The sequence below is a fragment of the uncultured Mailhella sp. genome (genome assembly GCF_944324615.1).
GTDB lineage: Bacteria > Desulfobacterota > Desulfovibrionia > Desulfovibrionales > Desulfovibrionaceae > Mailhella.
Genome location: NZ_CALUWY010000061.1, coordinates 1 through 16,386, shown reverse-complemented (window position 1 = coordinate 16,386; position 16,386 = coordinate 1). Strand labels below are relative to the sequence as shown.

General features: G+C 61.3%; 21 protein-coding genes and 1 pseudogene. All 22 read right to left on the bottom strand.

Translation table 11 applies throughout. The annotated features are described in order from the left end of the window. Positions 1-302 (bottom strand): annotated as a pseudogene (locus Q0K07_RS10825) (baseplate J protein); the annotation flags it as partial. Beyond that, complete coding sequence (locus Q0K07_RS10820) at positions 299-781, bottom strand: phage GP46 family protein (RefSeq protein WP_294559158.1); 483 nt, start codon at positions 779-781, stop codon at positions 299-301. The gene Q0K07_RS10820 and the pseudogene Q0K07_RS10825, both read right to left, overlap by 4 nt. A gap of 74 nt (positions 782-855) precedes the next feature. Further along, complete coding sequence (locus Q0K07_RS10815; RefSeq protein WP_294559156.1) at positions 856-1,458, bottom strand: phage baseplate assembly protein V; 603 nt, start codon at positions 1,456-1,458, stop codon at positions 856-858. Next, positions 1,455-2,591: a phage baseplate assembly protein gene (locus Q0K07_RS10810; RefSeq protein ID WP_294559154.1), complete on the bottom strand. Its 1,137-nt coding sequence runs from the start codon at positions 2,589-2,591 to the stop codon at positions 1,455-1,457. Before Q0K07_RS10810 ends, Q0K07_RS10815 begins: the two co-directional genes overlap by 4 nt. Then, positions 2,584-3,849, bottom strand: coding sequence for a DNA circularization protein (locus Q0K07_RS10805; protein WP_294559153.1), 1,266 nt, complete (start codon positions 3,847-3,849; stop codon positions 2,584-2,586). The genes Q0K07_RS10810 and Q0K07_RS10805 overlap by 8 nt, the downstream gene beginning before the upstream one ends. A gap of 1 nt (position 3,850) precedes the next feature. Then, complete coding sequence (locus Q0K07_RS10800; RefSeq protein ID WP_294559151.1) at positions 3,851-5,758, bottom strand: hypothetical protein; 1,908 nt, start codon at positions 5,756-5,758, stop codon at positions 3,851-3,853. A 117-nt stretch (positions 5,759-5,875) separates the two neighbouring features. Beyond that, positions 5,876-6,151 (bottom strand): phage tail assembly protein, encoded by a 276-nt coding sequence (locus Q0K07_RS10795; RefSeq protein ID WP_294559149.1) that lies wholly within the window; start codon positions 6,149-6,151, stop codon positions 5,876-5,878. Continuing rightward, entirely contained in the window at positions 6,151-6,522 is a 372-nt protein-coding gene (locus tag Q0K07_RS10790; RefSeq protein WP_294559147.1) for a phage tail tube protein, read from the bottom strand. The genes Q0K07_RS10795 and Q0K07_RS10790 overlap by 1 nt, the downstream gene beginning before the upstream one ends. 12 nt (positions 6,523-6,534) lie before the next feature. Further along, positions 6,535-8,007 carry a phage tail sheath subtilisin-like domain-containing protein gene (locus Q0K07_RS10785; RefSeq protein WP_294559145.1) on the bottom strand — a complete coding sequence of 491 codons (1,473 nt, stop codon included), beginning with the start codon at positions 8,005-8,007 and terminating at the stop codon, positions 6,535-6,537. Beyond that, complete coding sequence (locus Q0K07_RS10780; protein ID WP_294559143.1) at positions 8,007-8,183, bottom strand: DUF2635 domain-containing protein; 177 nt, start codon at positions 8,181-8,183, stop codon at positions 8,007-8,009. The genes Q0K07_RS10785 and Q0K07_RS10780 overlap by 1 nt, the downstream gene beginning before the upstream one ends. Position 8,184: 1 nt before the next feature. Continuing rightward, positions 8,185-8,793, bottom strand: a complete 609-nt coding sequence (locus Q0K07_RS10775; RefSeq protein WP_294559142.1) for a hypothetical protein — start codon at positions 8,791-8,793, stop codon at positions 8,185-8,187. Positions 8,794-8,916: 123 nt separating this feature from the next. Beyond that, entirely contained in the window at positions 8,917-9,261 is a 345-nt protein-coding gene (locus Q0K07_RS10770) for a hypothetical protein (protein WP_294559140.1), read from the bottom strand. Further along, on the bottom strand, positions 9,258-9,878 hold the full coding sequence (locus Q0K07_RS10765; RefSeq protein ID WP_294559139.1) for a hypothetical protein: 621 nt from the start codon (positions 9,876-9,878) through the stop codon (positions 9,258-9,260). The genes Q0K07_RS10770 and Q0K07_RS10765 overlap by 4 nt, the downstream gene beginning before the upstream one ends. A gap of 92 nt (positions 9,879-9,970) precedes the next feature. Further along, positions 9,971-10,426: a hypothetical protein gene (locus Q0K07_RS10760; protein WP_294559137.1), complete on the bottom strand. Its 456-nt coding sequence runs from the start codon at positions 10,424-10,426 to the stop codon at positions 9,971-9,973. A 120-nt stretch (positions 10,427-10,546) separates the two neighbouring features. After that, positions 10,547-10,750 carry a hypothetical protein gene (locus Q0K07_RS10755; RefSeq protein WP_294559135.1) on the bottom strand — a complete coding sequence of 68 codons (204 nt, stop codon included), beginning with the start codon at positions 10,748-10,750 and terminating at the stop codon, positions 10,547-10,549. Then, entirely contained in the window at positions 10,747-11,061 is a 315-nt protein-coding gene (locus Q0K07_RS10750) for a hypothetical protein (protein ID WP_294559133.1), read from the bottom strand. The genes Q0K07_RS10755 and Q0K07_RS10750 overlap by 4 nt, the downstream gene beginning before the upstream one ends. Next, the gene (locus tag Q0K07_RS10745; RefSeq protein WP_294559131.1) at positions 11,058-11,603 is read right to left on the bottom strand and encodes a glycosyl hydrolase 108 family protein; all 546 of its coding nucleotides are present in this window, start codon (positions 11,601-11,603) and stop codon (positions 11,058-11,060) included. The genes Q0K07_RS10750 and Q0K07_RS10745 overlap by 4 nt, the downstream gene beginning before the upstream one ends. Before the next feature lie 4 nt (positions 11,604-11,607). After that, on the bottom strand, positions 11,608-11,961 hold the full coding sequence (locus Q0K07_RS10740; RefSeq protein ID WP_294559129.1) for a DUF2190 family protein: 354 nt from the start codon (positions 11,959-11,961) through the stop codon (positions 11,608-11,610). A 176-nt stretch (positions 11,962-12,137) separates the two neighbouring features. Further along, positions 12,138-14,204: a prohead protease/major capsid protein fusion protein gene (locus Q0K07_RS10735; RefSeq protein ID WP_294559127.1), complete on the bottom strand. Its 2,067-nt coding sequence runs from the start codon at positions 14,202-14,204 to the stop codon at positions 12,138-12,140. Beyond that, positions 14,194-15,690: a phage portal protein gene (locus Q0K07_RS10730; protein ID WP_294559125.1), complete on the bottom strand. Its 1,497-nt coding sequence runs from the start codon at positions 15,688-15,690 to the stop codon at positions 14,194-14,196. The genes Q0K07_RS10735 and Q0K07_RS10730 overlap by 11 nt, the downstream gene beginning before the upstream one ends. A gap of 2 nt (positions 15,691-15,692) precedes the next feature. Then, complete coding sequence (locus Q0K07_RS10725) at positions 15,693-15,929, bottom strand: hypothetical protein (protein ID WP_294559123.1); 237 nt, start codon at positions 15,927-15,929, stop codon at positions 15,693-15,695. A 247-nt stretch (positions 15,930-16,176) separates the two neighbouring features. Next, the coding region (locus Q0K07_RS10720; RefSeq protein WP_294559122.1) for a hypothetical protein at positions 16,177-16,386 on the bottom strand (210 nt) is incomplete at its 5' end.

Genomic DNA, 16,386 nt, shown 5'->3' with positions numbered 1-16,386 from the left:
GCGGGGATGAGACCGGACCCGGAAAAGGAAACCTGCCCCACGGCACGGGCCCCGGTCTTGCGGGTCATGCCCCAGGTTGACGCCTTGAGCTCCAGAAATTCCTGTTCCGCCGTCCTTATCCAGAACTGGGAAAAATACCACTGCAGGGCCCCGTACATGAGATGACAGGCTCCGGCCCACACCCAGACCAGCACGGAAAGCACGGAACGGGATTTGAGCGGCGCGCCGTCCAGAAGACGGCCGGACACGTCGGCCGCAATGCGGGAGCGCAACGTAGAAAGGGAAGGCCTGGAAAAGCTCATACCACCCCCATCATGGTGACATTGGTTTCGGTAATGTTGATCATCCATGCGTCGGTCACGCGCTGGACCACGGAAGGACTTGCCCTTGTGACGGACACCTTGAGGGCAAGCATTCCCTGAACGGGATTTTCCGCCGTGACGCTCACGGCAGAGGCCAGCCCCTCATTGATGAGCCATTGCAGCGCGCTTCGGGCATAGGTTTCCGCCTGCACAAGCACGGATTCCAGCTGCTTCTGCCTACGCAGAAGCCAGAGCTTGGAACCGGTGCCCTGCTCGTCGCCCTGCATGGAAAGCAGCGCATCCGCCCACCAGCCGCGCAAGTCTCTGCATTCCGGCGGAAGTTCATCTTTTTCCGCCCGGACATCGGTAAACAGAGAAACCATGATTTCCGTGCCCAGGGAATTGTCGCCCACAAGGTCGCCACTCTGCACAGGCAGATCGAAAAGCCCCTGTTCGTTTTGAGCCATAAGAATGTCCATCTAGCCGCCCCTCATGAAACGGATAAGGTGAAGAACGCTCACCACAACCACGCACCAGACAACGACACGTTCCATCATTGCGGTTCTCCCGTGGTGCCGCCGCTGTCTCCGGGGTGGGTATGGTGTTCAAGGGACACGCCGTTGCTGATGACTTCCCCGCCGGTGTTTTCCAGACCGCCCACGAATGTGGACGCTCCGCCGCCTGACTTTTTGCCCGTGGTCTGCTGGCGTCCAGTCAAGGTGACGAGCGGCGTGTCCAGCGTGATCTCGGAACTTGCGGAAAGCGTGGCCGTAGTACAGTTCACATTGAACGTCTTTGTTTTGACTTCAATTTCGTTCTCGTTCTTCAGATGGATGAAGTCGCCGTTCTTATGATAGACGGCCACTTCTCCGGGCTTCAGCCCTTTCTTGCGCACGCGCCTGTCGTCCGCCACCACCACGACGGGGTGAGAACGGTCCGCCCCCACGAACACCACCGTTGCCTCGGTGCCTTCTTCCGGAACTGAGGTGAAGCCGTAGTTCTGGAAGCGCTCCACACCGTCGATGACCTCATCTTCCAAGAGAGATATCTGGACGCGCTGCATGTTGCCTTCGTCGTCCACAACGTTGAGCACGGCACGGGCTACTCCGTCACGCATGAGGTTGCGCAAACTTTCCATGAAGCTGTCGCGGCTCATGCCATGACCTCCTTCACCTTCTGCCCCTCGGCTTTGGCCTTTTCCGCCTGCTTGACGTACAAATCCCAGTTCGTTCCGGAACCGGAAGATGAGGAAGCCCCGGAGGCTGTGCTTTTCTGAGTTGCTTCGGGTTCCGGCTGCCAGGCCGCAGGATCTTTCAAAGTCAGCTGCGTGGTGGTCCCGCCCGCGTCCCGCGTCCAGGTCACTTCTCCAATAAGCAGACTCTGCGATATCCCCAGCGCAGGAAGATGCACCGGCACCAGCACACCGGGTTCCCAGAGCCTGCCGGCACTGTCGCGCCAGCCCTGCACCGTGACCTGCACAGACGTGCCTTCCGCCCGTCTTGTGGTCATTTCCCACCGGGCGCGCTGGTGCATGTAGGCCGCACCACCCTGCTGACTTGCCCGGATGACCAGCGGCCGATAACGCTTTATCTGCTCATCCCTGACCGTCGCCCTGACGGAACACGCCTTGCCGAAGTCCTGGTCCGTACCCTGCTTCTGCCCGGTCACGACATATTCGGAAAAACGGGCGGAGGCGTCGAAGGTGACAGAGGCCGAGAGCACGTTCACGCCTTCCTGAAGCACGGCAGAAAGCGTTTCCTGCGCCAGTCTGGCCAGCCTGAGTCCTCCTTTTCCGTCCGGCATGGCCACAAGTTCGCGCTGCTTCAAAAGGCGCTGCATGGCTTCCGCCACGCTTTCACCGGGCTGAATCTGAAACGCCGTGAAGGGCTGCCCCTGATCGCCCTCCAGCGTGACCGGCACGCCGAAAGGCGCGCACAGCGCCGAACAGATATCCGTGAGAGAAGCGCCCTTCCAGCTGCCCGGAGCGTGTATGGCGGAGGCGTCCACAATGTCGGCACTCCTGTCTCTGCCGGATACCGTTATGCCGTGTCTGCCGGAATCAAGCGACTGAGAAACGCTGTCGATGAATCCGGTGACAAGCGTGTCCGCCCCGCAGGCAAGCACGCAGTCCACGCCGGGCGACAGGGGCAGAGCCGCGCCGCCGTACTGAACGCGGTTTGCAAGTCCCAGGGAAAACGCGCCAGCCATGGCGTCCACGCTGCGGGAAGCCTGCAGGGACTCCCAGCCCGTCCAGTTCACTCCACCCACGGTCAAGGTGATGTCATCCATGTATCAGCTCCAGTGCCTGCCCGCCCGGCACGAAACCGGGATGCCGCAGGCCATTGCGCGCGACAAGTTCCTGTTCCGCTTCCAGCCCTCCGGTCCAGCGCCAGACCACAGCCAGCGAGGGCATGACCTGGCTTTCCGTTACGCTGATCACGTCGGGAAGCGTGCGGGCCTTTTCCGCCATGGCGCGAAGCGTGACCGTGCGAAGGTCGGAAAGCGCGGCAAAGGTTTCATCGTCGGCTTCCATCTGGGCGGCGTCTATGGCATCGAGCACGGCCGCCTGAAGCTCTCCGGCCTCTTTGGTGGTGGAAGGCGCATACGCGGCGGCCACGGAACAGGCCGCGGCCGCACACATCTGCCGCTGCACGCTGGCCATGATTGCCTGTCCTTCTGCTGCAGCCTTGCGCGACGTGCCGAAGACTTCCGACGCCGTCACCTGCGGAGCCGACTGCACCAGGGAAAGCAGAGCGTACAGTCCGGAAGACTGCTTTTTTGTCGTACCGGACGACGCGCTTCCCACAGAGGACGAGCCCTGCCCCATACCCGTGCCGGACGACGAGCCGGCACTCTGTCCGGTGAAGCTTTCCGCTCCGGTCTGCACCATGTTCCAGCAGGAAACACCGAAGCTCCCCGAAGAAATCATGCCCGTGAGCCAGCCGGTGGAACCGGCCAGATCAGTCAGAGACGAAAACCCTTCCGGCAGAGACAGCACGCTTTTCACGCTGCTGATGAAGACGCCGGCGGCGTTTTCTATCTGCGAGACCACCCAGGCGCCCTTGTCCAGATACTGACCTGCGGAATCGGCCAGAGCCTGCGCCCTTTCGGCCACGGCGGCGACACGCTCGGCCACCATGTCCAGAAGATTGGGCGAACCCGTCAGTCCTCCGGGCTTTTCCACCCGCACGAAACGCGCCTGGAACTGCCAGAGGCCGCCGTCGGCCGCGCTGTGCTGCGTGCGCACTGGCCCGGCAAGCGCCACATACAAACTGCCGTACCAGGGATGCACCAGCGTGCCCGGACCGGGCTGCTGAAAGGCCTCTTCCAGCGCGTCGCGCTGCGTCATGTACGAAGATCCGGAAACAAAGCCCTGCACGTCGTAAAACTGCGGAGCCTTGCCCAGATCTTCCGGATACGGAGCCGAGCCGTTCGGAAAAACATGCAGCGCCGTAGAGCGCCCGAGCTCTCCGCCGGCCATATAGACCTGGAACGGCACGCCGCGAAACGAGGCCGACTGAATACGAAGTTTCCATGCCTGTGCCATGTCACACCCCCGCAAAGGACCAGGCGTAGCCCATGCCGTCGCGGGAAATTGTTACGGCATCGCTTGACTGTTTATCGCCGCTCATGGTCACGCCCTCGGGCAGATGAAAAACAAACTCATGCTTTTCCACTTTTTCCTCACGATGCACCGTCTCAGAAGATACCGTTCCGGAACGGGCAAGATTGGAAAAACCGGAAAAGCGGGAATCCTCCGGAGCAGCAACGGTTCCGGTCATGGCGTCGCCGGTCTGGTTTTCCGGGCCACGGTCGGCATGCAAAAGCTTGCCGACTACGGCCGCCATGTCTTCTCCCTTCATATCGGAGGGAAAAAACCGGGAGAAATCACCCCAATGCACGGCTGGAACTTCACTAGAGACGGGCTGATCCGGCTTGCCCGCAGGCGTTCCCGTCTTTGCTTCGGTCCCCGTCTGTCCCCGGAAAGGCATGACAACATCTTCACTCAGGGCATCAGGGGCTCCCTCTTCCGCCCTGGATGATGCAACAGTCCCCGCCTGCGTTTCTGGCCTGTGTCCTCCGGCGGCTTCCGCCAGTATCCGGGCATTTTCCGGGTCCATGAGCGCGTCGGTATCTTCCAGATCTATGCCGTGAAGATCGGCCGCCTCCTGCACGTCGGAAGCGCCCTGAACGGCATTCCCTATTTCCGTGCAGAATTTCTTTACTCCTGCGGATATCTTCTCCCAGTTTTTGTAGAGCCACCATCCGGCGGTTACGAGAGCACTTATGGCCGTCATAAAAGCTCCAAAAGGTGTTGCCGTAAGCGCAAGTCCCAAGCCGCCCACCGCCTTTCCAGCCACGAGAAGAGCCTTGATGAAGGGGGCAGACATATAGGCTGCAATCAGCATAAGCGCATTTTCTGCGCCACCTATGGCAGACACAAAGTCGCTCACCCATCCGAGAAGCGTTCCACCGGCACTGAGCCAACGGTCCACTCCATCCAGAAAAGCGGGAATCTTGTCGGCCACCATCTGTATCCACTCTCCGACTTTTGAAGCGATAAGAGCCCGATTTGCCTCAAGCCAGTCGCCGAATCTCTCTATGACCGGCGTCAGGACCGGTATGAGGCTCTGGCCGATGGCATTGCGCAGCCCGGCAAGCTGATTGCCCACGCCCCGCATGGCATCCTGAAAACGACTTGCGTCGCCCCTGGCAGTATCGTCAAAGACCATGCCTGCCCGTTCTGCCTCTCTCCCCAGTTCTCTGAGGCCGGAGGAGCCTTTGTTCAACACGGGAATGAGCTTGCGCCCCTCATCGCCCAAAAGCTCTATGGCCAGCTTGGTCTTTACCGGGCCGTCCTCCATTCGGGAAAAGGCATCAGAGATTTCCATGATGACCTGCGCCGAGTTCTTCATGGTGCCGTCGGTATTTTTGACCGACACGCCCAGCGCCTTGAACATGGCGGCCAGATCGTCCGAATCTCCGGCTTCCACCATCTTTTCCGTAAGGTCGGAAAGGATGTCGGTCATGTCTTCCGCTTCCACGTTCACCGTGGATGCGGCGTATTGCAGCTTTTGAAGATCGGTCGCATTCACGCCCAGGGCTTCCGCCGCCCGACTTGCCGCCTGTGCCTGCTCCGCCGTGGCCGACGAAAGAGCCAGCACGCCGCCGGTAGTGCCTCCGAGGAGCAACGTCATTTTTCCCAGCGCACCGGACACGCGGTCGAGCGACTCCATGGCGCCGTCGCCCATGCCTGCAAAGGCGTCGGCCGCGTCCCCCGCAGCCCCGACCACACGGGTCAGACCGCTTCTTTCTCCGAAGCGGGAAACCTGCGCCTGCATACGGCTCACAGCAGAAGTTGCCGATTCGATTTTTGCGTTGAACTTTGCGAATGCAGCAGAGAACTTGTCATAGGCTCCTATGACAAAATCTATGGAAACTTTATTCTTTGCCATGGTTCTTCTCTTTTCCGTATGCTGCCAGGCATCCGGCCCAGAACCGAAGCTCCGGGCCGGTCATGGCCATGATCTCACTCGGCTGCGTGTGACATTCCGCCAGAAGAAAGCCCGCGGCTATTTGCCAGTCGTCCGGCCACTCCCTAAAAAAGGCGTGGCCGCCTCCATGACGCGGGCAATGTCGTCCCCTTCCAGACGCATGATGACCAGCCTGTCCTGCCCGGTCAGTCTGCCGATGATGCGGGCCATGTCCCCCATGCTCAGGGCCCCAGCCGAGGCGTCGGCCATGTCCGAAAAACGCACGCGGCGGGTGAACTTCAGTTCCGTGACGAGTTCGTCACCGAACTGTACGGGATAGTTCAGCGTTACGGTGACGGGAGTAACGTCGTTCATCACTTCACCTCCTGGGCGCGGCTCTTGGATTCAAAACGGACGGGAATTTCCGCTTCTTCGGTGGATGCCGTACCGTCGCCCGCAAACCACGCACGGGACAGCGTGATGATCTTGCCGTTGTTGAGCTCCAGCGTAACAGTGCATTCATCCGCACCGACAAGAGCTTCAAGGTCGAGATCCTCCCTGTCGGTCACGGCGCCCTCGATATAGGACACCTGCGGCGTTTCCTTGTAGCCATGCACGCCGTCGGCACCGATGATGGCCTCCCTTACGTCAAGGCCGAGATTGTACGAAAAGCTGCCCTTTGCCTCATAAAGCGTGCCGTCCACCTTGAAGGAAATACGGCCCGCACGGCGGTTGCCTATTGCCATGATGATGCTCCTTTACAGACGGAACTGAATCTGCACCGCAGCCACGCGGAACTGATTGACGAGATCGGGAGTAATGAGCCAGTCCAGACGGTTCACGTCGGTGGCGTTGCGCTCACACACAAGACCGGCCTTGAACTTGGCCATGTCTTCCACAAGGCCGAGTTCCTGCCAGTCCTGGAAGGCGGCCACGGCTTCGGCACGACCCTGCTTCGGGGTCATGATCGCCTGTCCCGGGGCTATGGTTTCCGTGTCGCCGGCCAGCTTGTGGCGGGGATACTTGCGCAGGATGCGGGAACGGAAGTCGTAACGGAGATACGAGAGCGTCAGCAGCGTGTTCACGTCCTGATAGCTGGTATCCGCCGCACCGGTGGACGTCGTGAGATAGTTGGTCACCATGCGCTCAATGGTCACGTTGCCGCCCGCATCGGTCACCGTGGTGGCTATGCCGGCCTTCAGCAGCAGGTTGCGTTCCTCAAGGGTAAGCCGGTCTTCCTGCGCCGGCGCAAGGTCGCCGGAAATGGTCAGTGTCTGGAACGGCCGCGCGGGGTCGTTGTTGCCGTAATAGGCCACCAGAGCCGCCACGGCAGCAGCTCGCACCGCCGGAAGCGTGGGAGTTTTGCAGGCTTCCACAATGGAGATATGCGCGTAGTTGCCCTTGTCTTCCCCGCTGCCGAACTCCTGAAGCTCGGAAAACGTGCCTGCCTTGGACGTGATGGCCACGCCGTCGATATGACGCAGCGGGCCCCAGCGGTCTTCAAGCTCGGCTTCCAGCGTGCGCAGGCTGCTGCGGTCGTTCCACGGCCAGGCTATGACGTGGTACCAGGTGTCGCCCCAGGCTGCCATGAGCTCTTCCACATCGGGCTGGCCGGCGCCCTTGCTCATGGCCGTAATGGTCAGCTTGATGCCTTCGGGCATGGTTTCGTTGTAGTAGGCCGGGCGGATGTCTATGTCGTTGCCCAGAGTGCCTCCGTTTCTGGCCGTAAGCGTGACCGTGGTGTCGCTTGCCTGTGCCGTGACGGGAAGATCCGCTTCCGCATTGACTGCCGCAGCCATGGCCGTGGCCAGCGCTGCCGCTTCCGTTCCCGTGGCGCAGGGCACGGACACAGCCTGCCCAGCGATATACAGATAGATGGGCGCGCCCAGCGTGGCCGTACCTTCCACGGCTATGGTGCCCGTGGCCTTGGTCAGCTCTTCCCCGTCTTCCACGCCTATCATGCGCAGGCTCGTGTAGCTGTTGTTTTCAAGAAAAGCGCCAGCCATAAGGTGGGCCTGAGAGCCGCGGCCGAAAAGTTCAGCCGCACGCTCCGCGCTGGTCACGCTGTAGGCCTTGAGCGGTTCCGCCGTTCCACCTTCCAGCATCTGGGCACAGATAAGCGCCGTGTAGTCCATGAGGCTTGCGCCCTGCATGGCCTGGCTGTTGTCGAACTCGATATAGGCCCCGGGCACAAGAATGCCCTGCGGCACTTCATTGAACGATATGGCCATTATTCCGTCTCCTTCCTTTCCTCGTGGAGCTTCTCCACGTCTCCGTCCCTGAGCCTCCGCAGCCAGAACTGCGTCTTTTCCACCACCGCGCCGTCTTCAGGAAGCGGAAGTCCCGTGGACGGGTCGCGCACCACGCGCCCGGGGGCAGGCTTCACAAACATCTGTTCGCGCTGCATGTCATTCTCCTTTGCTTTCGTCCCCATCCTGCGGAAGGGTGACTATGTCCGTTGCCTCTTTGCGGCCGTCGGGATGACTCACTCCGTCCGCAAGATCCCATTCGATGTATCCGGTCCGGAACAGGTCCACGGTCCCCTCACGCGGCGGCATCCGGTAAAAGGCCGTAAACGTGAGCGTGAGGCAGGCAATGGTGATTTCTCCGTTGTCGGCCTTGCCGAGCTCCATGCCGGAATATTCAAAGTCTTCCAGCCTTCCTCCGCGGGCGGTGAACTCCCTGTCCACGGCCTCAAAGGTGAGCGCCCGGGCAACAACAAATTCCAGGGCTTCTATGCGGTCATCGAGGGGCAGATCATGGCCCCGCACGGCTTCCAGAATGTCCACGGCAAGCTCGGCTTCCCGGCTGTCCGGCCGCGGGGAGAGATCACTTTCCGCCGCCTGCTCACTCATGACGTACACGCCCACACTGGGGAACGCGGGAGCATCCCAGGGCTCTTCCGGATTCAGGTACACGCGGCCGGAAAAGCCCGCCGCTTCAATGAGCGCCCCCACGGCCTGACGAAGCGCCGTGCGCGGATGCGCCGGCAATGTGCCCATAATGTCGGCGCTCATTCGTCGCCGCCCTCAAACATGGAGGCCATGAACCACCAGACCACACCCGCCGCAAGGCAGCCAAAAAACGAAGCCGTCATCATCAGTAAAAAAGCGTTCACCGGTATCTCCTTCCCCTGAAATTTATTGAGAGTCATTGCCCGGCTCCTGCCGCTTCAGCTTGCATACGAGGCCACCTATGCCGTCGGGCCGAATGACCTCGATGCGGAACGCCTTGCCGCGAACAGCAAGAATGTCCCCGCGTTTCAGCTTGCGGCCGAGCTTCGTTTTCACCTCCGAAACCAGCAGCGTGGCATACGGAGCACGCACAGGCGTGGCCACCCGGGCGGAACCGGGCTGCGCGTCTTCCGTGGGGTATTCGTAGAAGCAGCGCAGGGCCACGTTCTCCACAACACAGGCTTCCGTTATGCCGTCTTCCTGGGAGAACACGGCGTTCATGTCCGCATCCAGTCTGTCCAGAATGTTCATGAGCTGCCCTTTGCCGCCATGCGGGCGGCTATTTTAGCCAGGCGGTTGTCGAGCTGGCGCGTCAGTTCCTTTTGGAGATAGACCATCCCCTCCAGGTTCAGTCCCCGGGCCTCTGGACCATCATGATTTTCCTCATTCGCCAGATATTCGAGTCCGGACGTGGTAAACTTGCGTGCAATGGGCAGACGTTTTTTTCCCTTGCGCGCGAAGTACAAGTCTCCCCCATGCGGAGACCAGCTGAACGCGCCCTCCACAAGCTTCACGCCCTCGTCCCGCCTGATCTTCACATACAGTCCGCCGCGCTTCTTCAGCTTTCCCTTTTTGGTGTAGGTCGGGCCTTTCACCTCATGAGGAAAATCCTCTATGGGAACTGATGCCGGGCCCGATGCACGAATAAGACCGATCACCTTTCCCTTCCTGGCATCGGCTCTGCGCCGGTAAAACCAGCGGGAAAAGAACTTTCGGGAAACAGCGTACCGGCCCGTCAGCATGGCCAGCATCTTTTTCTGCATGAACGTCAGCGACGTGTTCACGGCATTGGCCTGTACCGCCGCAAACTCCCTTGCCTTCAGAGTCATGTTCCGTTCAGAAAGCTCCCCTGCCAGGTACAGGTCCATGTCCAGATTCAGATTCTGCGCCGTGCGGACATGGACGTAGCGCCTCTTGTAATGCCCTCCGTGCTCACGCACAGGCCCCGCTTTCATGGCCATCACTTCCTCCTGCAATCGTCACAGCGGAAAGGACAATTCCTGGCGTGCTCTTCCTGCTGGCTTGGAGACATTCCCTTGCGGATGTCGTTGATGTCGTCAGGGTCCATGAGGTTCACCACCGACAGGCCCCATTTACGGCGCAGGAAGGCGTCCACCCCCTTGAATCCGAACAGACCGACAAAAACGGCCACGCCTATTTCCATGCCCCGCGTGGGATCGGGCACCGCAAGGGGAAGCAGCGCCACGGCCCCCACCGCCATGGAGCCGCCCACCAGACCGGACCAGATCAGATTGACCACCACTTCCCGCAGGCTGCGCTGGCGGTAGCTGCGCTTGATGTGTCCGGCCGCCACAAGAAAGGCCAGCACGCAGGCCAGGAGCGCCAACGGCCAGATTCCCCGGAACCATTCCAGGTACTCGGCGGCATGACGGAACTCGTTTCCCAGGTCGTTCATCGGCATTTTTCCTCCGCCTGCTTCACCCACAAAAGAAGGTTTCCCGCTTCACCCGCAGGAAGGTGCAGCCAGGTGCCGTCTTCCGTGACTTCCCTTCCGTCATGGACATAGGACCAGCCTTCAGTGACCAGTGCCCCCGGCGTTGTCGGCGCCGCTTCCAGTGCCGTTTCTTCTGTCCGTCCCTCCCATGAGGCGCACCCACTCACCGGCAGGATCAGCCAGCACAGAAGCACGAAACTCCTCGGCCTTCCTTTCATCCAGCCGTTCAAGAAGGCGCACCCCGATGGAGAGCAGCGCATAAAGAATTTCGGCAACACGACTCACAGACGCCCCGTTTTGGCGGCCGCATCATCGGCGTTCCGAGCCTTGCCCGCATTGAAGCCCACGGCGTTCACCACCGCGTACAGAATGCGGACAAAGACATTGGCATCATCGGCCGGACGGCTCCACACCGCCGCCACGGCAGCGCACACCGTCACCGCCAGCGTTACCCATCCGCCCCAAGAATCCGGCAGACAGGTAAGCAGTTCCGCCACAAGATCCGCGCCCAGCGGAGCCTCATTTGCCGCTTCCGCCGCCATGGCTCCGGCTGCGGGCAAGAGAAGCATCGGCCACGCGAGAAAAAACACCTTCATGACGCACTCCTTATTTCTTTTTCCAGCGCCTTTATGCGGTTTTCCCAGCCCCGGACAAACTTCCTCAGGTTTGGATTTTTGACGATGAGCCCGGCATATCGACAACTGCGGAGCCCCACCAGGGTAAGAGCCGTTGCCCTGGGATCAGAACAGGCTTTTATGGCCGCCCAGGTCTTCGGGCCCCAGCGTCCGTCCACCTCTATAAAAAGAGCCTGCTGTGTCAGCCGTTTGGCCTGTCCCACCCCCATGTTCACGGCCGTGTCGTACACGGCCAGGGCCAGAGGATCCGGCACGGCATCGAGCGGAAACACATCCCAGAACGCACGGCGGAGCACTCCCGCCGCACGTTCCGGCGTAAGCGCCCGGATATCGTCGGCATCTATGTCGCCGTCGCCGTCGATGTCCCCGACTTCAAGGCCCTGAGACTTGAGAAAGCGCAGGGATACGCCGTAGTTCGTGGTTCCGCCGGGGTCGGCAGGATCGTCCACAAAGCCTCCCTCCATGCGCGCCACGAAGGCATGGGCTTTTTCAAAGCAGCCCATACGACTAGCCCGCGTTGTAGGCCGAAGGGTCCACGCCGAAGTTCAGCATGACCTTGACCGTGGCATCCGAACTGCCGGCAGCGGCAAAGGCCCGACCGCAATAGGCCTTGTCCGTTGCCGTGGCCGTCACCTTGCCGTCGCTGCCGACATACAGCGGCGCGCCCTGGGTAACGGCGCCGGTGGCCTTGGGCAGCTCGAAAACGCCGTCCGCATCCACAATGCCGCTCTCATTCTCGGCAAGATCATTCACCGCCACGCCGTAAAAGGAGTCGCCCAGTTTCACCAGGTCGCCGCCCTTCACAGGCGTGGACGACGGCGCGTAAATGACGAGATGGGTTCCCTGAATCTTGTTCTGCATGTTCTCTCTCCTTTCCTTCAGGAGGATAAATATTGCCTGTTCCTGTCACTGACGGACACACCGTACGGTCACGAAACTTGCACGTCTCACTCGTTGCTGACGGCGGAAGTGAATTCCGCCTGCTCCTCGTTCGCGCCGCATCCGTCTGAAGACAGGATGCGGGAGCAGTTCCTGCTTTAGCTCGCGGACTTGCACAGGCCCTGCCAGGCCACGGCCTTGGCGGCCACGTCAAGGCGCACCTTGTATTCCACACCGTCCACACGCCAGCCTTCCTTATATTCCAGGTAAGGAGCCGTCGCGCCGTTCAGCGTGAAGATGGTCACCGTCTTGCCCTTGGGGCCGGCCAGATACCAGTCGGTGGCGGAAACGTCGTCCAGTTCCGCGTCATACACACGGGTCAGCACGCTGCCAGCATAGATGTTCGCCTGATTGGGCTTTTCCTGCGTACCGATAAGCTGAGAGTTGAAGAAGACTTCGGCGCCGGTTTCCAGCGCAGCCGGCGCAATGAAGAACTGCGGGCGGATCTGAACGCGATTGCCCAGGGCATCCTTCTGCGTGCGCATCTTCAGGAACGCTGCGCCCAGTGTTTCCACGGTAGGCACGTTGCCGCCGGACGACACAAGGTTTCCGTGGTCGTTGTGGAAGAGCGCCTTGCCGTCGCCCATGGTCGGGTTGGCGGTAAGCACGCGACAGGCAAGGCGGTTCACCATGCGGGCGGCCGCTTCACCGTGATTGCGGGCAATACGAGCAAACGCGCCCAGATCGTCGTTCACGATGGCCTGACGGGTGAGCGGGAAAATTTTGCCGTAGGTCTCAATCTTCACGCTTTCCGCGTGCTCGGCTGCACGGCCGTTCTGGTATTCGCCGCCTTCGGGGATAAGGGCCAGATCGTCACCGCTCGCAAAGTCCAGCAGCGTGAGCTCCTTGAAGTCGGAAACGGAGTCCAGTCCGCACCAGACCTGCCACTGCTTGTCCGCCGATTCCCAGCCGTCCAGGAGCACGCGGTTGGCCGTATCGGTGAGAAGGTTCGGCAGATCGGTGGTGGAGAGCGCACGGCCCACCATTTCCACCACGTTGCCGCCTGTGGGCTGTCCGCTTCTCATGAGCATTTCACGGCACACCTCGCGCATGCTCATGCCGGAAAACTCACGGGCGCCGGGTGCCGGCTTGCCGCCGTTGATGCGCGACTCCGCCACGCCGCAACGCAGCAGCAGTCCGTGAGAAACGGCCTCGCGCACCTTTTCCTGTTCGGTACGGCCCACATCCACGCGGGCAAAGGCGGCGGAGCTTCTGCCTTCAAGGCGGGTAAGCACGGCCGCGCGGGCCTTGTCCAGACTGTAGCCCTTGCGGATCATGTCTTCCTCCATGTTGGCGGGCATGTTGTGCGCGCGGCACATGGCCGAGATTTCCATGATGCGGGCGCGTTCTTCTTCCACGGCGTCTTCCCTGGTCTTGTCGTCCGGCCCGCAGGCGCGGCCGTCGCCTTCACCCGCAGGGCTTTCCGGTATGGCCGCAGGTTCGGTGTCGTCTTTCGCGGCATCGTCAGCCTTGTTTTCTTCCGGCTCCTCAAGAGAAGCCGCCAGCTCGTTCAGCGCCGCAACGGCGGCGGTCAGCTTTTCCTTGGCGGCGGATGCGTCGAAGCGCGTCCCCTGTCCGGGATTTCTGTTCATGGATTGTCCTCCGGTGTTGATGATTTTTCCCCGTACCTTCGCCCTGTCGTCCGCGCCTACGGGACAAAGCGACACCTCAAAAAGTTTCCATGCCGTGGTCACGCGCACGGGGCCCGTGTATTCCACGCCTTCCACCGTGGCCGTGGTGCTGGCGTCCACCCAGGTGGACGCCAGCACCTCATAGCCTACGGAAACGTCGGTAATGTGCCCTTCCGCCACGCGCCGGAAGGCATCCGCTCCGGCCTGCACGCCGGAAAACGTGGCGCGCCCTATGAGCTGGCCCTCTTCCGTGCGAAAGGCGCCGAAGCTGCCGAGCACGTTTTTCACGCTCGTACCGTCGTGCGTATCGAGCAGCGGCACCTGCCCGGACGGCGGAAGCTGCACCCCGTCCATGCGCAGCACTTCGGGCACCACGTCCCACTTCTCCCAGTCCCACACGTTCACCGGCTGCTCCGTGGCCGCCGTGAACTCCACGCTGCGCTCCGCCTCATTGAGGGAAAGAGGCACTCCACGCCGCCCCAGAGAGACCGAGCGGCTGGACGCATGGAAAATGTCCGTTCTCTTATTCGGCATTGTTGTCTCCATTCATGGTTACCGGCTGGTCTTCCAGCGCCGCCGGATTGCTGCTCAGGCTTTCGGATACCTGGCCGAAGGTCACGCCGCGCGCGTCCGCCATACGCTGCCATTCGGCCAGCTGATCGAGCACTTCCTCAGGATCGCCGCCTCGGCCGAGAATGGCCTCCTGCGGAGACTTGAGTCCCGCGGCTATGGCCTCGATATCGGCCCGGCCGTCACGCTGCGGGTCCACGCTCGGCATGCCCGCGGGTATCCATATACAGCGCTGATACCCTTCCCGGCCCAGCCAGTACCCCGGCAGGTAATCCTGCGTGAGGGCTTCCATATCCAGCCAATGGCGGAACACCGGCATGGAAAAACGGTTCTGCATCATGAAGTGATGGGGCCGGAGCAGCATGAGGGCGTCACCGCGGCTGGCCTTGGACGTGCTGTAGTTGATGCCCGTGTAGTCGCCGGAAAGCACCTCATAGGGCACGTCTATGCTCACGGCCACCATGCGGGCCGCAAAGCGGTTGAAACGGTCGAAGGCATCGCCCGGGCGGCTCGCGCCTTCGGCAAAGCGGATATCTTCACCGGGGCGCAGGTATTCGATGATGGAGTTTTCAAGGCTCTCTATGGGCGTGCCCTGCGTCGTCTTCTTTGCGCCGGCAATGCCGCGCGCCGCCTGGTACACGTCCGGCTGATCCGTGGTCACTATGGCCAGGTACTTGGCGGCCTTGCGCGCCGCGTCCAGTTCGCTCTCCACAAACTGGCTCATGGCGCGGGCCGTGAGTATGGCCGGGGCAAAGGGCGTGACGCCGCGAAGCTGGCCGGGCCGCAGGTGCTGGTAAATGTGCAGCATCTCGTCGGCAGGCACGCGGGTCACGTTTGCGCTGTAGCCGTCGTTCATGATGTGATAGGCCAGCTTTTCCCCGGTGAGCCTGTCGTATTCCACACCGGCAAAATGCCCTACGCGCTCCGTATCCCGGCCGCCGCCCAGTTCCGTGAGGCGGTCCGCCTCTATGGGCATGAGCGCAAGCGGCGACACCCGGTAATGAGACCGGCGACAGAACGTGAAAAGGCCTTCCCCACATTCCATGATCTGACGGCACAAAAGCTGCTGAAGCTCATAGAAGTGTAGGCCGCCGGAAATGTCGGCATCCTGTTCCATCCAGGCGCGGAACCTGTCCTCTATGCGGCGGCGCGCCTCATATGCGGGAGAGCCGTCGGGATGCACGGCCAGCGACTGGAAGCGGGCCCCACGGCCCACCATGTAGGCGGTATAGACATTCACACCGCGGGCAAAGAGCGGGAAGTTGCGCACCAGGTCGCGCACGCGGGCCCGAAGGCGCGGGGAAGCCCGGCCTATGAGCCAGTTGATCTGCTCGTTGACCGTGTGCCACTCGTTCGCTTCCGAAAGGGAAGCGCCGTCGTAGCCCCAGCTTCTGAGCAGCGCACGGGCGCGACGCACGCGCCATTTTCGTATGCTCTCAAGCACGCCCATGCTCAGGACCTCCCGGCGCTGCCCGCGCAGGTCCGGCCCACATAGGGAACCTGGCCGCGCTCCATGGCGCAGCGGCTCTGAACATAGGCAAGCAAATCCTTCAGTTCAGAGAGCGTCCGGTAGCTGAAATTTCGGGAGCCGCCCGCCGTGCTCACGCTGTAGCTCTGGACTTTTCCGAAGCCGCCGGAAGCCATGTCTTCCAGAAGCTGCTCTTCCAGTTCGCACCAGGAATAGGTCATGTTTTTTGCCCCATGTTTTCCCGCGGGCACCATGCCCGCGAACATGGAAAAAAACGTAACCCCGGAAAATGGCCATGTCGGAATTTTCCGATGTATACGCGCAAAAGGACCATCTTTTCCGATAAACGACCTATATTTTCCGTTGACACGTTTTTTAAGAGCGGCCGATTTACGGCAAACTCCGGGTAAAAAAAAGCCCCTCCAAAGAGGGGCAAAACCATGCCGGCGCATACTCGTCACGGTCGCTTTATCCTGCCGCGATGTTCACCGCGCCCAGCCGGCTGTTCAATTCAAGGTTCTCTATTTCCAGTTCGGCAATCTCGTTTCTCAGGTGGTCGATAGTGGAGTAAGATATGTCGAGCATTTCCGCGTACTCCTCACGGCCGCGGCGCACGGCGGTCATGAGGCGGGCGTTTACCCGGCGCAGGCGTTCCACTTCCGCAACGAGGTCAAGGGA

Bases quoted from the DNA above. Each gene is read 5' to 3' on its own strand.
- Q0K07_RS10765 (WP_294559139.1), bottom strand. From the start codon at position 9,878: ATGGACCTGTACCTGGCAGGGGAGCTTTCTGAACGGAACATGACTCTG.
- Q0K07_RS10730 (WP_294559125.1), bottom strand. From the start codon at position 15,690: ATGGGCGTGCTTGAGAGCATACGAAAATGGCGCGTGCGTCGCGCCCGT.
- Q0K07_RS10800 (WP_294559151.1), bottom strand. From the start codon at position 5,758: ATGGCAAAGAATAAAGTTTCCATAGATTTTGTCATAGGAGCCTATGAC.
- Q0K07_RS10805 (WP_294559153.1), bottom strand. From the start codon at position 3,849: ATGGCACAGGCATGGAAACTTCGTATTCAGTCGGCCTCGTTTCGCGGC.
- Q0K07_RS10790 (WP_294559147.1), bottom strand. From the start codon at position 6,522: ATGGCAATAGGCAACCGCCGTGCGGGCCGTATTTCCTTCAAGGTGGAC.
- Q0K07_RS10820 (WP_294559158.1), bottom strand. From the start codon at position 781: ATGGACATTCTTATGGCTCAAAACGAACAGGGGCTTTTCGATCTGCCT.
- Q0K07_RS10770 (WP_294559140.1), bottom strand. From the start codon at position 9,261: ATGAACATTCTGGACAGACTGGATGCGGACATGAACGCCGTGTTCTCC.
- Q0K07_RS10775 (WP_294559142.1), bottom strand. From the start codon at position 8,793: ATGAGCGCCGACATTATGGGCACATTGCCGGCGCATCCGCGCACGGCG.
- Q0K07_RS10750 (WP_294559133.1), bottom strand. From the start codon at position 11,061: ATGAAGGTGTTTTTTCTCGCGTGGCCGATGCTTCTCTTGCCCGCAGCC.
- Q0K07_RS10780 (WP_294559143.1), bottom strand. From the start codon at position 8,183: ATGCAGCGCGAACAGATGTTTGTGAAGCCTGCCCCCGGGCGCGTGGTG.
- Q0K07_RS10810 (WP_294559154.1), bottom strand. From the start codon at position 2,591: ATGGATGACATCACCTTGACCGTGGGTGGAGTGAACTGGACGGGCTGG.
- Q0K07_RS10745 (WP_294559131.1), bottom strand. From the start codon at position 11,603: ATGGGCTGCTTTGAAAAAGCCCATGCCTTCGTGGCGCGCATGGAGGGA.
- Q0K07_RS10725 (WP_294559123.1), bottom strand. From the start codon at position 15,929: ATGACCTATTCCTGGTGCGAACTGGAAGAGCAGCTTCTGGAAGACATG.
- Q0K07_RS10785 (WP_294559145.1), bottom strand. From the start codon at position 8,007: ATGGCCATATCGTTCAATGAAGTGCCGCAGGGCATTCTTGTGCCCGGG.
- Q0K07_RS10735 (WP_294559127.1), bottom strand. From the start codon at position 14,204: ATGCCGAATAAGAGAACGGACATTTTCCATGCGTCCAGCCGCTCGGTC.
- Q0K07_RS10815 (WP_294559156.1), bottom strand. From the start codon at position 1,458: ATGAGCCGCGACAGCTTCATGGAAAGTTTGCGCAACCTCATGCGTGAC.
- Q0K07_RS10760 (WP_294559137.1), bottom strand. From the start codon at position 10,426: ATGAACGACCTGGGAAACGAGTTCCGTCATGCCGCCGAGTACCTGGAA.
- Q0K07_RS10740 (WP_294559129.1), bottom strand. From the start codon at position 11,961: ATGCAGAACAAGATTCAGGGAACCCATCTCGTCATTTACGCGCCGTCG.
- Q0K07_RS10795 (WP_294559149.1), bottom strand. From the start codon at position 6,151: ATGAACGACGTTACTCCCGTCACCGTAACGCTGAACTATCCCGTACAG.